Below are 13,372 nucleotides of genomic sequence, written 5' to 3'. Positions count from 1 at the left end.
CGACAGATTGCAGCGATGGGAAAACGGCCTGCTCAGCCGACGATCGCGAAACGCTCGGCGTCAGCGGCACCGCCACTTCTTGCCGGCCGTCGGCCGATCCATTGAACGTGCCGTTCCAGGACAGTGGCCGCGTGTTCGGTTTCTCCCTCGCGAAGAAACCCTAGGATCGCTCGATGATCGCGGTCCTTGGGTGTCATCCAGCCCGAGTTCCACGTCGCGAAAAGAAATCGCGCGCTCGCAGCGTGCAGATCATCGATTGCCGCCAACAGGCGCGGCATCCCGCAAGGCGAAAGCACCAGCCGGTGAAAGCGCCTGTTTGCAGCTTCCCAACCGCGAACATCAACGGCCTGGTCGCCCTCAAGGGTGGCGCGCTCGGCCTGATCGAGGATGGACGGCGTCAGGTGGGGAGCAGCATGGCGAAGCGCCAGAACTTCAAGCGCAGCGCGCATGCGCGCTACTTCCTGCACTTCTGCAAGATCGAATGACGCAACGCGGACGCCTCGCCTCGGCTCGCTGATTGCAAGCCCCTGCGCCTCCAGCCGCCGAAGTGCCTCGCGCACTGGTACATGGCTGGAGCCAAATTCTTCGGCGATATGATCCTGCTTGAGTTTGGAGCCGGGGGCGAGCTGTCCTGTCACGATCCGGTCAGCAAGTACGCGGCTTATCCGCGCGGCAATTGTCTCGTCACTGTGATCGGTCATTTTTTATAGATAATTCGCTTCGCCACGACTGTCGAGACGGCAACCGCCTCATGGCCGCGGTCAAGAACTGGTGGCAAGCTGGGCATCGTATAGGCGCCTGTAATGGCCGCGCCGCTTTAGCAACTCGACATGCGAACCCTCTTCCACAACACGTGAGCCGTCGACGACAACGATCCGGTCCGCATCGCGTATTGTTGCCAGCCGGTGCGCAATAATCAGCGTCGTCCTGCCTTCGGCAAGCTTGGCCAGCGATTGCTGTATCTGACGTTCGGTCTCTGTGTCGAGCGCCGACGTCGCCTCGTCAAGGATGAGGATCGGCGGGTTCTTCAGGAACATGCGGGCAATTGCCAGGCGCTGTTTCTGGCCACCCGACAATTTGACGCCGCGTTCGCCGATCATCGTATCCAGGCCGTTTGGCAGCGACGCGATCATGTCGTCAAGCTTGGCGCGCATGGCCGCCTCGACGATATCGGCTTCGCCGGCGTCCAGCCTTCCATAGGCGATGTTTTCGCGAATCGTTCCTGCGAACAGGAAGACATCCTGCTGCACGACGCCGATCTGACGTCTGAGCGAGGCGAGTTTCATATGGCGGATGTCGATGCCGTCCACCGAGATTGCGCCGTCGCCCACTTCATAAAAACGTGGCAGCAGCGAGCATATCGTCGTCTTTCCTGCGCCAGAGGGGCCGACGAATGCAACCGTCTCACCTGCCCTGATCGTCAGATTGACATGCTTAAGCGCCGGCTTTCCGCTGCTATAGGCGAAAGACACGTCGCGATAGGCGATTTCGCCCTTCAAATGATCGACTTCGACCGCGTTGGGCGCATCCTCGATATCGGGTTCTGTGTCGATCAGTTCGGTAAACCGCCGGAAACCGGCAATGCCTTTCGGGTAGGTCTCGATAACCGAGTTGATCTTCTCGACGGGCCGGAAGAAGACGCCGACGAGAAGCAGGAAACCAATGAAACCCCCGGCCGTCAGCTCGCCCGCCAGAACGAAATAGCTGCCGGCGATCATCACGATCATCTGCGTCAGCCGCATGCTCATGTAACTCAACGACGTGCTGGCAGCCATAATGCGGTAGGCTTCGAGTTTCGTCTTCCGGTAGCTTTGATTGTCATTTTCGAAGAGAGCCCGTTCATGGTCCTCGTTGCCGAAGGCCTGCACGACCCTGACGCCGCCGACGCTCTCTTCGATCCGGGCGTTGAAATCGCCGACGCGCCCGAAGAGCGCCCGCGAATTCCTCGTCATCCGGGTTCCGTAACGGCTGGTCACCCATGCCGTCAGCGGCACGATGATGGCGGTGATGAGCGCGAGTTGCCAATTGACAGTCAGCATCAAGATGAGTGCGCCGGCAAAAGTCATCACCGCAATGAAGAGATCCTCCGGACCGTGATGGGCCACCTCGCCGATCTCTTCGAGATCCTTCGTTAGACGGCCGACCAGATGGCCGGTCTTCTGATTGTCGTAATAGCTGAAGGAAAGCTTCTGAAGATGATCGAAGGCCGCGCGGCGCATGTCGGTCTCGATGTTGATGCCGAGCATGTGACCCCAATAGGTGACGATCGCCATCAGGCCGGTGTTGATCGCATAAACCACCAGAAGACCAGCAGACGCCAATAAAATGAGCAGCCAGTCCTGACCGATCAGAAGCCGATCGACGAACAGCTTCACAGCCATCGGAAAGCCGAGCTCAAGCAGGCCGGAGATGATCGCGCAGCTGAAATCCAGCACGAAGAGGCCGCGATAGGGCCTGTAATAGGAAAAGAAACGGCGGAGCATTTCGACCTTTAAGGGAGTGAATTTAAGCGGCGGCATTGACGATAAGCGCGCATTGATGCGAAACATGATTCGCATTCTCATATTTTTCGACGAGAGCCAATAGGCGCTGTGCATCACATTGCATGTTGATAAGAAACCGGCAACTGCCGCTAAGGCGAAAGGTTCCGACGCGGGCACCATTTCCATGCTCTGTCTTCAAGGCGTCAGCTTCGTCATCGAAGGCCGTACGCTGCTGCATCCGCTGACGCTGGATTTTGAAGCCGGCAAAACGGTCGGGTTGATCGGCCATAACGGTTCCGGAAAATCGACGCTGCTGAAGCTTCTCGCCCGCCAGCAACAGCCTTCTTCCGGCACGATACGCTTCGAAGGCAAGGCCCTTGCCGAATGGCCGGGTCGCGCCTTTGCGCGCCGCCTCGGCTATTTGCCGCAGCAGACGCCGGCAGCGCCGGGGATGCTCGTCAAGGAACTTGTCGCGCTCGGCCGCTACCCTTGGCATGGTGCGCTCGACCGCTTCGCGGAAGCGGATCGCACCAAGGCTTCCGAGGCGCTGGAACTGACAGGCACCGCCTCATTGGCCGGCAGGCTTGTCGATACGCTGTCGGGCGGCGAGCGCCAACGCGTTTGGCTGGCCATGCTTGTAGCCCAAGATGCCGATTGCCTACTGCTTGACGAACCCATCTCGGCACTCGACATCGGCCATCAACTCGAAGTGCTGGCGCTCACCCAGACACTCGCGCGCGAGAAGGGCCTCAGCGTCATCGCCGTGCTTCACGACGTCAACATGGCGGCGCGATTCTGCGACGAAATCGTCGCGCTGCATTCCGGGCGCCTGATCCGCTGGCTCGCCGTCTTGCCGCTTGGCGAAACCGTGTCGCGCTCGCTGGGCCTCGGTGTCGTTGCCGTTCGCGCTATCCTCCTTTGCCTCATCGCGATCCCGACAGCCGTCGCCACGCTGCTGATCGGGCCGCTCAGCTTCGTCGGGCTGATGGCGCCGCACTTTGCGAGAATGACGGGTTTCCGAAGACCGGCCGGCGAAATATTCGCATCCGCCCTCTACGGTGCACTCATATTGATCGCGGCCGATTGGGCGGGGAGAACCATCATTTTTCCGTGGGTCTGCTGACAGCACTCGCCGGCGGCCCGTTCTTTCTGATCGCAATGAGCCGCTCCCGATAGACATCGCCTTTAGCCTTTAGCAGCGAAGCGATCAATCGCCTGCCAATGAAAGCGAACGGACATTCCGGTCTGCGGACTGCAGCAGTTCGAAAGCCCGGTACCTGCTATTGTGCAGAGCCGCAATCGCGCCACCGGACGGATGGAAAGTTTTGGAGAGACGCGACATCGCCTTCATCGCTTCCGGCAGGGAATGATGATGTCCGCCAGCGACGGCCCCGAGCATTGCCGCACCGAGCAGCACAGGCTCCTCGGTGTCGGCGATCGCCACGGGCAGATTCGTCGTATCGGCCAGAATCTGGCGCACGAGATTGCTTTGCGCCGCACCACCGCTGGCAACGATCAGGTCAAGCGTAATGCCGTCCTGCGCCAGTTTTTCGAGCAGCTGCTTGAGGCCGTAGCCGATTCCGCAGAGGCCGGCGATGTAGAGGGAAATCAGGTCGGAAATGTCTGTATCAAGTCCGAGGCCGGCGACGACTGCCCGCGCGTCGGGGTCGGCATGCGGTGACCGGTTTCCGAGAAACTCCGGCACGACGTGAAGAGACTTGGCAAGCTCGACGGCGCGCCCAAGGTCCGGGCACATCTCGGTGGCTTGCCCGTCAAGCCATGGAACAAGAGACACGCCCGCGGCTCCCGCTTTCGCCTGTGCTTCACCGGATGCGGGATGCATCGTTACAAGATGGTCTATGGCAGCACCTGCCGCTGACTGCCCGCCTTCCGTCAGCCAGAGTCCTGGCACCATGGCCGAAAAATATGGCCCCCAGACGCCATCGACGAATACCGCGTTGTCGCTTGAGACCATCGAGCAGGCTGATGTACCGAAGATGTAGGCAAGCCTGTTTCTGACATCCGAATGGCCGCTTGCCTCGGCCCCGCCGAGCGTGCCGACACCGCCCGCATGCGCATCGATCAGTGCAGCTCCGACCGGCGTTGCGACCGTCAATCCGAGATCGGCGGCGGCTTGTTCGGTGAGCCCATTTGCCAGCGCCGTGCCGGGATCGACGATGTCCGTGCCTATCCTGGAAAAGCCTTCGGCTGCCAATTCTTCGAGCCCGATCGCCTCGAAGTACCGTGCATCCCAACGGTTCTCGTGGGCAAGAAAGGTCCATTTGCAGGTGACCGTGCAGACCGACCGGCTGAGCGAGCCGGTTGCGCGCCAGGTCAAATAGTCCGCAAGGTCGAAGAAGTGACCGGCAGCGGCAAAGGAGGCCGGCAGATTGCGCTTCAGCCACAGAAGCTTCGGCGTTTCCATTTCCGGGGAGATCCGCCCGCCGACATAACGCAGGACCTTGTGGTCTCCGGCATTGATTTGCGCAGCTTCACCGGCGGCACGGTGATCCATCCAGACGATGATATTGCGATTGGGGTCGCCGGAGAAACCAACGGCGACCGGCGCGCCGTCGGTCGTCACTGCAACGAGAGAACAGGTGGCATCAAAACCCAGACCGGCAACAGCTGCAGGCGGAATTCCCGCCGCTGTGACAGCTTCCTTGACGCTGTCGCAGACCGCTTTCCATATCTGCTCGCTCGATTGCTCGACGATGCTACCTGCCTCATGCCAGATCGAGATGGGGCGTTTTGCAGCCGCCAGCAGAATGCCGTACTCGTCGAAGACCCCTGCCCGCGCGCTGCCTGTACCCACATCGACGCCGATAAAGAACTGCGCCATGTCAAAGGTCCGTGCTGTGCGGCAAGATGACGAGGTCGCGGATCGTCACGTTGCGTGGTCGCGTCAGCATGAAGAGCACCGCGTCTGCGACCTCCCTGGCTTCCATCAATCCTCCTGCGGCAATCGTCTCATCAAGTTTTTCCTGCGGCCAGTCGCTGATCAGCGCCGTCACCACCGGGCCGGGTGCGACCGCGCCGACGCGAATGCCATGCTTTATGACCTGGCGCCTGACCGTGTGGACGAAGGCCTGCACGGCATGTTTCGACGCAGTATAGATCGGCTCCCAAACCACGGGAACCAGACCGGCGATCGAACTGGTCATGATGATGTCGCCGGTCTTTCTCTCCACCATATGAGGCAAGACCGCCTGAACCGATCGGAAGGCTGCATTGATATTCAAGTTCAGCATTCGGTCCCAGGCATCCGGATCGCCGTCCACGACCTCCCCACCGATGTAGGAGCCCGCATTGGCGTGAAAGATATCGAGCTTTCCGAACCGCTCCAAAATCTGCGGCATCATCATTGAGACGCTGGCGGGATTGGTCAGATCGGCGGCCAGAGGGAAAGCGTTCGCACCCAGCTCGGAGCATATGCTCCTCAGTGAATCTTCGGCCTTGTCGATGAGAGCAACGCTCGCACCCTCGCGCAATAACGATTTGGCGCATTCAAGACCGATCCCCGAGGCAGCCCCGGTAATCGCTGCGACCTTTCCAGAAAGTTCCTGTCCCATATCAATCCTTGCTTTCGTAGTTGTATCAGGCGCGGCCGTGCGAGACTCTCGACCGGCGTGCCAGCGAGTCGACGATGACTGCAATGGCAAGAACTGCGCCGGTGATCATGTAGCGAAGGGCCGAAGACAGATCGAGCATCGTCAGACCGCTTGCGATCGACTGGATAACGATGATGCCGAGAAGTGCCGAGTAAGCGCTGCCGCGGCCACCGAAGAGGCTTGTTCCGCCGATGACTGCTGCTGCGATCGCATTCAGGTTGACGTCGCCCGTCCCGGCCTGCTGGCTTGCCGATGCCAGGCGCGCCGCCGCAAGCACGCCGCCGAATGCGGCAAACATGGCACAAAGAACGAAGGCGCTTGTATAGATGAGCCGGACATTGATGCCTGCACGGCGTGCCGCCTCGCGATTGCCGCCGACGGCCGCCATCGAGCGGCCCCATTGAGTCCGCGTGAGCGCGTAGTTCATTACGATCGCAAGCGCGACGAAGAGCGCGAACATCCACGGGATGCCGCGATCCTGATTGAGATAAAAGACGACGAATTCGAGAAGGATCGTGATTGCAGCGACACGCACGACGAGAGCACCGATCGAGCGCGACGAGAGATTGGCTTGTCTACGGCGTTGCGCGGCCCGATAGCCTGAAATCAGCATCACGACGCCCGGCAGCAGCGCAAACAAGTATGCGAGTGGACGCGGAATGACGAGCAGCTGCCCGAAATTCACCAAAGGCGAGCCGTAAGGCAGGTTGATCGAACCTGTTGCGCCGAGCAGATAGAGCTGCATTCCGAGCACCGCCAGCAGGCCGGCAAGCGTCGAAACGAAACTTGGCATTCCAAGGCGATTGAAAAGCAGAGCATAGAGCGAGCCGATCAATCCGCCGACAAGCACGGCGGCAATGATCGCAACCGCCACCGGCCAGCCCTGATTGACCCACAGCATGCCGACCATGGCGGAAGCAAAGCCACTGATTGAACCAACAGACAGGTCGATCTCGCCGACCATCAGCACGCAAACGATTCCAAGGGAAATCACCCCGACCGTTGATGCGTCGAAAAGCAGGTTTGCAAGGTTGTTGCTTGAAAGAAATGTCGGGTTGAGGGTGCCGAAGACTGTCCAGATGATCACCAGGCCGACGACCACAGGAAGCGATCCCAGATCGCCCGAGCGCACCTTATCGATCGAAGAGCGGATCGTCGCGCCAATGCCCGCATCGTGGCTGACGCGAACGTCGCCGCGATCCAGAAGCGTTGCTGTTTGCTTCACATCGCTGGTCATATCTGACCCTCCTGCCTCATATCCTGCTGCGCCTGACGACGGCCGGCGCGGCGCGAGACTGCATTTTCGGTCGCCCCGGTAATGGCGGTGACGAGTTCCTGGTTGGACGCATCGGGATAGAAAACTCCGTTGTTCCGCCCGAGCCTCAAGACGACGATGCGATCGGCTACTGCACGCACGTCCTCCATATTATGGCTGATCATTACGACCCCGAGGCCGCGGTCGCGCACCCGCTCGATCAGGTTCAGCACCTCTGCCGTCTGGGCAACACCAAGGGCGGCCGTCGGCTCGTCGAGCAGGATGAGCTTCGGCTCCAGAAGCAGGGACCGGGCGATCGCCACCGTCTGTCGCTGTCCACCCGACAGCGATGCGATCGGAATGCGGACACTTGGAATGCGGGCCGAAAGCTCGGTCAACAGCGTCCAGGCACGAACCTCCATCGCGGTCTCGTCAAGCCTTAACGGACTGAGCTCCCGGCCGAGGAAGATGTTGGCAACGACATCAAGGTTCTCGCAAAGTGCAAGATCCTGAAACACGGTCGCAATCCCCAAGGAGAGGGCCGCACTCGGGTCGGCCAACGTCACCTTGCTGCCGCGGAAAGTGATCTCGCCCGAACTCGGCTGGTGGACGCCGGCAAGGATCTTCACAAGCGTCGATTTGCCGGCGCCGTTGTCGCCAACGAGCGCCACGACCTCGCCTGCGTGAACGTCAAGATCGATATCGGTGAGCGCCGAGACGGCGCCGAAATGTTTCGAGATACCTTTTAGGCTAAGCACCACTTCGCCGGCCGGGGTTGCTTGGTTGGAAGCGTCAGTCATCTGTCGCGAGCCTTTCATCATGAATTTCAGGTCCTTCGACCGCTCGCAAGAGCGGTCGAAGGACCTTCTGGGAGGACAGATCAGCTGCCGATGCCGAGTTTTTTGCAGCCTTCGGCGTAGCGATCCGTGCAAAGCTGCTCCGGGGTCTGGATCGGCTTGCCATTGACGGTTTTGTCGATGATCTCGGCCTTTAAGTTTTCAGCAGTAACGAGCGCCGGCGTGAAGAGTTGCGTCGGCGTGTCGAAGAGCGTGGTATCGGCCTTCGGGGTTTCGCCCGATAGCAGCTGGATGGCGACATTCGCCGCAGCGGCGGCCACGATCTCGCTTGGCTTGGAGATGGTGTTGTACTGATCGCCTGCGATGATGAGCTGCAGGCCAGCAATCGTCGCATCGTTGCCGGTGACCGGCGGCACAGGATCGATGCCGGCAGCCTTGAGGGCTGCAACGGCAGCACCGCCCGTGCCGTCATTGGCGGCCACAACACCGATGATCTTCTTGCCGAAACGGGTGATCTGTCCGCTCGCCCACTGCTGCGCCTTCGGCGGAGCCCATTCCGGCGTATCGAATTCGGCAAGGATCGGATAGCCGCCCTCGGCGAGACCGGCATGGATACCCTTCTTGATGAGGCCTGCGGCAGCATCCGTCGGCGAGCCGTTGATCTCAAGAAGTCCGCCGTCGCCAGCCTGGACGTTCTTCGCCTTCAGATGATCGACCAGCGATTTGGCGATCATCTTGCCGATTTCCTCATTGTTGAAGGAGACGTAATAGTCTGCCGCGGCAGAGGGAATCGGTCGGTCATAGGCGATCACCTTGACGCCCTGGCTCTGCGCCATTTTGACCAGCGACGCGGCAGCCGTGGAATCGACCGGGTCGAGCACGATCGCCTTGGCGCCTTGCGAGATTGCCGAGTTGAACTGCTGCTGCTGGCGCGAAGCGTCGCCGTTTGCGTTCTGGTAAATCACCTTGCAACCGGCGCAGAGCTTTTTCATCTCCGCTTCAAAGCCCGGATAGTCGTGCTCCTCATAGCGTGTGGAGCTCTGGTCGGGCATCAGAAAGGCGACCGTTGCATCGGTTACCTTTGCAGATTGTGCAAAGGCCGACGTGCCGCTGACAAGACCGACGGCGAGCGCTGCTGCGCCTGCCAATTTCCATGCGAATTGGGTCATTGGAATTTCTCCGTACCAAATGGTAACTGTTTCGACGAAGTCTCAAGCTCGCTCGAACTCGACACTCTTTGTGCGATCCGGCCGTCCAAGGCGCCTTCTAACCGGCGCTTCTCAGCCTGATTTGCGGACAAGCAATCCCGTTCGGGCCACTTGCGCGCCCGTTCGCCTTGCCCTGTTGTTCGTTTTCTCCTCCCCGGTCCTCCTTTTTTAGGCGGCCTCCACCGCTCTTGCATTTTGTGCCAGCAATGTTCTGAAACGCGAGGGCGCCATGCCCTTTTGATCCAGAAAACGCCGATTGAAATTCGAGATATTGTTAAAGCCGGCCGCAAAGCAGATGTCGGTTATCGACATGGCGGTTTCGCTCATCAGCAGATGGCAGGCGAAGTTGATCCGCAGCCGGTTCACATATTGAACGAGCGCCATGCCGGTATGCCGACGGAAGCTGCGGGAGAACGCGCTTGGGCTTTGCCCGGTCAACTCGGCAAGGTCACCTTCACTGAAAGGCTCGGTCAGATGCGTGTTGATAAAGGCCAGCGCCTGGTTCACCCCGGCTGACATGAAGCCCGAGGGATCCGGATGATAAAGCGCGCTCGCAAGGGTGCGCGTGCCCTGCGCAGAACTCAGCGCATCGAGCACGTTCATGAAAAGCTCGATGCGGCGAATTCCCTTGGCTTCGACCAGTTCCCCGAGGAGCGGGCCGACGAGCGATGCCGTTTCCGGTGTGAACAGCGCACCCCGACGGCTCATTTCCAAAATGCCGGCACAAGCCGAGAGTTCCGGAAAAATCCGACTTGCATCTGCAAGGAAGGACTCGGTGAATTGAAGCACCCGACAGCGTAGTGGCAGGCATGTGCCCGGCGGCACGTCGCTCACCCAATTGTGCGGCAGGTTCGGTCCGGTGAGCACAAGGTTGTCGGGCTCGAATTCGCCGATGAAATCGCCGACGAAATATTGTCCCGTCGTCGCGACGACATGGTGGATCTCATATTCGGGATGGAAGTGCCAGCGGACCGTACGGTAGGGATAACCATGCTCCCAGGCCTTGAAGGACTCGCCGCTGCCGATCGCGACCACTTCCAAATCTGGATTCATCGAACCTTCCTCCCTGCGCTCAACCGGAATTTCTCCGGCAATGACACCTCCTCCCAGAGGTCATCATCTGAAGGGACTTTACGCGCAGGCATCAGCGATCGCTACTACGCCATCGACCTTTCACTGATACTTTTTTGACAATTCTCCTATGATTTGTGACCAATCACGCAGTTTTTCCGGCTCGGCAGAGCCTTTCTGGCAGCAAAAACCGAAGCCGACTATGACGCCGCGCCTGGCCTTGCCGTGCGCGACGTCCGTCTCCGATATTCGCATCAGATGCTCAAAGACGAGTAGGAAAGCTTCGGATACCAGTCCGGCGCACGTCCTTCCGGCGTGGAATCGAGCACCGTCCAGAGGGGCATGAGGTCGGGCGCACCGCGCGGATCCTGCCCTGGGTCGGCTGTCGCCGATCCCATTTCCTCGCTCCAGAAATGCCGGATCGTACCGTCGCGTCGCGAAAAGACGTTAAACGCCGCGTCGTCGCTGCCGCCCTCACCGAGCGCGCGATAGTCCCGGCTATAGTCCCCATCAATGTCGGAATAAAGCGGCAGATAGCGCCAACCGCGCTCCTTCTTGAACGACAGCAGCCTTTCGAGGGGCGAACGCGCTACGACTGCGAGCGCTATGCGCTGCTGCATGTCGGGCACTTCCCCGTCCCAGGCGGACAATAAGGATGTGCACATAGGACAAGGACGTTCGCGTTCGGGACCGAACATGTAGCTGTAGACGACCAGCGTGTCCTTGTCGGCGAACAGGTCTTTCAATGACACGAAACCGGTACGTCCCTCAAACCTGTATTCCTTCGTCACTTCGCCCCCAGGCGGAAGAGCGCGCCTTTGCTCCGCGACGCGTTCTATGTGGCGGCGCAGCTCGATCTCTTCGGCAAGCAGCGCATCGCGCGCACGCCGATAGTCTTCACTCTCATTCGGAAATCGGGCACCGTTTCTGCGGGCGAGTTCGATTGCGGGTGTCAGGTGCTGATGATCAGCCATAATATCCTCCATCGATCTGATCGTGAGAGAGGAGCCGTGTGCCGTCTCTCCCGGGCTTTTGAACGCGAGGCGCGGGCCGTCATTCCGCAACTGGAGCGCTCACCTGTTCAAGGACGATCGACGGCCGCCGAAATCGACAGCACTGCTGATAAATGTCTTCCGGTGCATGCCAAGAAAGATCGGCCGACCCGGCGTCGACGACTTGGGCCGAGGCGAGCCCATAGGAACAGGGCTTGCCAGACCTGCGGATCAAGGCGGTGGAGGTCGAACGTCGAAGGTGTGTTCCTTGGCCGGGAACCGTCGATTCCGGACATCGTCAGCATAGGCGCTTGCCGCCTCTTCGATTGTCTGTGCAAGACCGGCATAGCGTTTGACAAATTTGGGCTTGAAATCGGTGAAGACGCCCAGCATGTCCTCGGCAACCAGGATCTGGCCGTCGCAGGCCGGCGAAGCGCCGATGCCGATCGTCGCGGCGTGGATCGAGGCGGTCACCTCGCGCGCCAGCGGCTCCACCATTCCCTCGATGACGACTGCAAAAGCGCCGGATCCGCCGACTGCTCTGGCATCGCGCCTCACCCTGGCGATCTCGCTTTCATTGTGGCCGAGCGAGCGGTAACCGCCGGCGGTGTGCACCTGTTGCGGCATCAGTCCGATATGTCCGCAGACCGGCACGCCGCGCGCGGTCAAAAAGGCGATGGTCTCGACCATCTCCTCGCCGCCCTCCAGCTTGACGCCGTCGCAGCCGGTTTCCTGCATGATCCGCACGGCACTGCGAAAAGCCTGTTCCTTCGATTCCTGGTAGCTGCCGAAGGGCAGATCGACGATGACGCAGGCCCGCGAGACTCCCCGCATGACCGCCTGGCCGTGGGCGATCATCATGTCGAGTGTAACCGAAGTCGTGCTCGGCAGGCCGTAGAGCACCATGCCGACGGAATCGCCGACCAAAAGCAGATCGCAATGGGCATCAAGGGCGCGCGCCATCGGTGTCGTATAAGCGGTCAGGCAAACGATCGGCGCTGAGCCCTTCATGGACTGGATGCGAAATGGTGTCAGCCGCTTTTGACTGGAAGGCTTGCTCATCACGCGGCCCTCGACTGGGTTTGGCGCCGGTGGCCGATGATCCTGTTGTCAAGAAGCCTGGTCGAACCGATCCGAACGAAGAGGGCGACAAGGGCTTGCCGATCGCGCAAGGTTTCAAGCCGTGTCAGGGTCTGCGGGTCGCGAACGGCGACGACTTCAGCCACGGCGAGCGGCTCGCGTGCAATGAACGCGGCCAATGCCGCCTCCAGAGCCTGCGGCTCGTCGATTCCCTCGCGGTAAAGTCGTTCGGCTTCGTCAAGTGCCTTTGGAACGATCACCGCAGCGGCCCGTTCGTCCGCCGTCAGGTAACTGTTTCGCGATGAAAACGCCAGGCCGTCGGCCTCCCGGACAGTCTCGACGGCGACGATGCGGACCGGCAGGGCAAGATCCTCGACCATCCGTTTGATGATGACGACCTGCTGGTAGTCCTTTTTGCCAAAATAGGCCGCATGTGGCTGAACGATATTGAAAAGCTTGGTCACGACGGTCGCAACGCCGGCAAAATGTCCGGGCCGCACGGCACCCTCCAACTCGCTACCAAGCGCCGGCACGTCCACGATCGTGTGCATCGGCCGCGGATACATCTCCTCAACGCTTGGGGAAAAAAGGATATCGACGCCGGCGGCAGAGAGCATGGCGCTGTCCCTTTCGAAGTCTCTCGGATAGCGCCTAAGGTCTTCGTTCTTTCCGAACTGCAGCGGATTGACGAAAATCGAGACGACGACGGCATCGTTTTTACTGCGTGCACGCGCGACCAGTTCCATATGCCCGGCGTGAAGGTACCCCATCGTCGGGACGAACCCAAGGGACCGGCCTTCATTTTTGATTGCCGCAATGTGCTCCCGCAGTTCGGCAATCCTTGTTACGACACGCATCTTCAACCTCCCCAAAAA

12 protein-coding genes and 1 pseudogene are annotated in these 13,372 nt (G+C 60.2%); 2 read left to right on the top strand and 11 right to left on the bottom strand.

Features of this window, described 5'->3' with window-relative positions:
* Positions 1-32: 32 nt before the first annotated feature.
* Positions 33-701 carry a GntR family transcriptional regulator gene (locus tag A3C3_RS0118995; RefSeq protein ID WP_022716165.1) on the bottom strand — a complete coding sequence of 223 codons (669 nt, stop codon included), beginning with the start codon at positions 699-701 and terminating at the stop codon, positions 33-35.
* A 60-nt stretch (positions 702-761) separates the two neighbouring features.
* The gene (locus A3C3_RS0118990) at positions 762-2,483 is read right to left on the bottom strand and encodes an ABC transporter ATP-binding protein (RefSeq protein WP_028739791.1); all 1,722 of its coding nucleotides are present in this window, start codon (positions 2,481-2,483) and stop codon (positions 762-764) included.
* 184 nt (positions 2,484-2,667) lie between these two features.
* On the opposite strand from A3C3_RS0118990, the pseudogene A3C3_RS38740 reads away from it, so the two are divergent.
* Both A3C3_RS38740 and A3C3_RS47130 read left to right on the top strand, forming a co-directional pair.
* A pseudogene (locus tag A3C3_RS38740) lies at positions 2,668-3,318 on the top strand (ATP-binding cassette domain-containing protein); the annotation flags it as partial.
* Positions 3,298-3,606 carry an iron chelate uptake ABC transporter family permease subunit gene (locus tag A3C3_RS47130; protein ID WP_280752699.1) on the top strand — a complete coding sequence of 103 codons (309 nt, stop codon included), beginning with the start codon at positions 3,298-3,300 and terminating at the stop codon, positions 3,604-3,606. The pseudogene A3C3_RS38740 and the gene A3C3_RS47130, both read left to right, overlap by 21 nt.
* A gap of 84 nt (positions 3,607-3,690) precedes the next feature.
* Here the strand turns inward: A3C3_RS47130 and A3C3_RS0118980 are convergent, their stop codons facing one another.
* From A3C3_RS0118980 to panC, 9 genes are all read right to left on the bottom strand, one after another.
* Positions 3,691-5,325: an FGGY-family carbohydrate kinase gene (locus A3C3_RS0118980; RefSeq protein WP_022716162.1), complete on the bottom strand. Its 1,635-nt coding sequence runs from the start codon at positions 5,323-5,325 to the stop codon at positions 3,691-3,693.
* 1 nt (position 5,326) lies between these two features.
* Positions 5,327-6,055, bottom strand: a complete 729-nt coding sequence (locus A3C3_RS0118975; protein WP_022716161.1) for an SDR family oxidoreductase — start codon at positions 6,053-6,055, stop codon at positions 5,327-5,329.
* A gap of 25 nt (positions 6,056-6,080) precedes the next feature.
* A complete protein-coding gene (locus tag A3C3_RS0118970) occupies positions 6,081-7,331 on the bottom strand; it encodes a sugar ABC transporter permease (protein ID WP_022716160.1) in 1,251 nt (416 codons plus the stop codon).
* Positions 7,328-8,149: an ATP-binding cassette domain-containing protein gene (locus tag A3C3_RS0118965; RefSeq protein ID WP_028739790.1), complete on the bottom strand. Its 822-nt coding sequence runs from the start codon at positions 8,147-8,149 to the stop codon at positions 7,328-7,330. Before A3C3_RS0118965 ends, A3C3_RS0118970 begins: the two co-directional genes overlap by 4 nt.
* An 80-nt stretch (positions 8,150-8,229) precedes the next feature.
* Complete coding sequence (locus A3C3_RS0118960) at positions 8,230-9,315, bottom strand: ABC transporter substrate-binding protein (protein ID WP_022716158.1); 1,086 nt, start codon at positions 9,313-9,315, stop codon at positions 8,230-8,232.
* Between the two features lie 207 nt (positions 9,316-9,522).
* Positions 9,523-10,407: an AraC family transcriptional regulator gene (locus tag A3C3_RS0118955; RefSeq protein ID WP_022716157.1), complete on the bottom strand. Its 885-nt coding sequence runs from the start codon at positions 10,405-10,407 to the stop codon at positions 9,523-9,525.
* 272 nt (positions 10,408-10,679) lie between these two features.
* A complete protein-coding gene (locus A3C3_RS0118945) occupies positions 10,680-11,399 on the bottom strand; it encodes a DUF899 family protein (protein WP_022716155.1) in 720 nt (239 codons plus the stop codon).
* Positions 11,400-11,648: 249 nt separating this feature from the next.
* Complete coding sequence (gene panB / locus A3C3_RS0118940; protein WP_022716154.1) at positions 11,649-12,479, bottom strand: 3-methyl-2-oxobutanoate hydroxymethyltransferase; 831 nt, start codon at positions 12,477-12,479, stop codon at positions 11,649-11,651.
* On the bottom strand, positions 12,479-13,354 hold the full coding sequence (panC, locus tag A3C3_RS0118935) for a pantoate--beta-alanine ligase (RefSeq protein WP_022716153.1): 876 nt from the start codon (positions 13,352-13,354) through the stop codon (positions 12,479-12,481). The genes panB and panC overlap by 1 nt, the downstream gene beginning before the upstream one ends.
* Positions 13,355-13,372 lie beyond the last annotated feature (18 nt).

This window comes from Rhizobium mongolense USDA 1844, from assembly GCF_000419765.1.
GTDB classification, from domain to species: Bacteria; Pseudomonadota; Alphaproteobacteria; order Rhizobiales; family Rhizobiaceae; genus Rhizobium; species Rhizobium mongolense.
The sequence above is the reverse complement of the archived record's forward strand: the minus strand, read 5'-3'. Positions and strand labels throughout refer to the sequence as shown.

Bases quoted from the DNA above. Each gene is read 5' to 3' on its own strand.
- A3C3_RS0118995 (WP_022716165.1), bottom strand. From the start codon at position 701: ATGACCGATCACAGTGACGAGACAATTGCCGCGCGGATAAGCCGCGTA.
- A3C3_RS0118990 (WP_028739791.1), bottom strand. From the start codon at position 2,483: ATGCTCCGCCGTTTCTTTTCCTATTACAGGCCCTATCGCGGCCTCTTC.
- A3C3_RS0118980 (WP_022716162.1), bottom strand. From the start codon at position 5,325: ATGGCGCAGTTCTTTATCGGCGTCGATGTGGGTACAGGCAGCGCGCGG.
- A3C3_RS0118975 (WP_022716161.1), bottom strand. From the start codon at position 6,055: ATGGGACAGGAACTTTCTGGAAAGGTCGCAGCGATTACCGGGGCTGCC.
- A3C3_RS0118970 (WP_022716160.1), bottom strand. From the start codon at position 7,331: ATGACCAGCGATGTGAAGCAAACAGCAACGCTTCTGGATCGCGGCGAC.
- A3C3_RS0118965 (WP_028739790.1), bottom strand. From the start codon at position 8,149: ATGACTGACGCTTCCAACCAAGCAACCCCGGCCGGCGAAGTGGTGCTT.
- A3C3_RS0118960 (WP_022716158.1), bottom strand. From the start codon at position 9,315: ATGACCCAATTCGCATGGAAATTGGCAGGCGCAGCAGCGCTCGCCGTC.
- A3C3_RS0118955 (WP_022716157.1), bottom strand. From the start codon at position 10,407: ATGAATCCAGATTTGGAAGTGGTCGCGATCGGCAGCGGCGAGTCCTTC.
- A3C3_RS0118945 (WP_022716155.1), bottom strand. From the start codon at position 11,399: ATGGCTGATCATCAGCACCTGACACCCGCAATCGAACTCGCCCGCAGA.
- panB (WP_022716154.1), bottom strand. From the start codon at position 12,479: ATGAGCAAGCCTTCCAGTCAAAAGCGGCTGACACCATTTCGCATCCAG.
- panC (WP_022716153.1), bottom strand. From the start codon at position 13,354: ATGCGTGTCGTAACAAGGATTGCCGAACTGCGGGAGCACATTGCGGCA.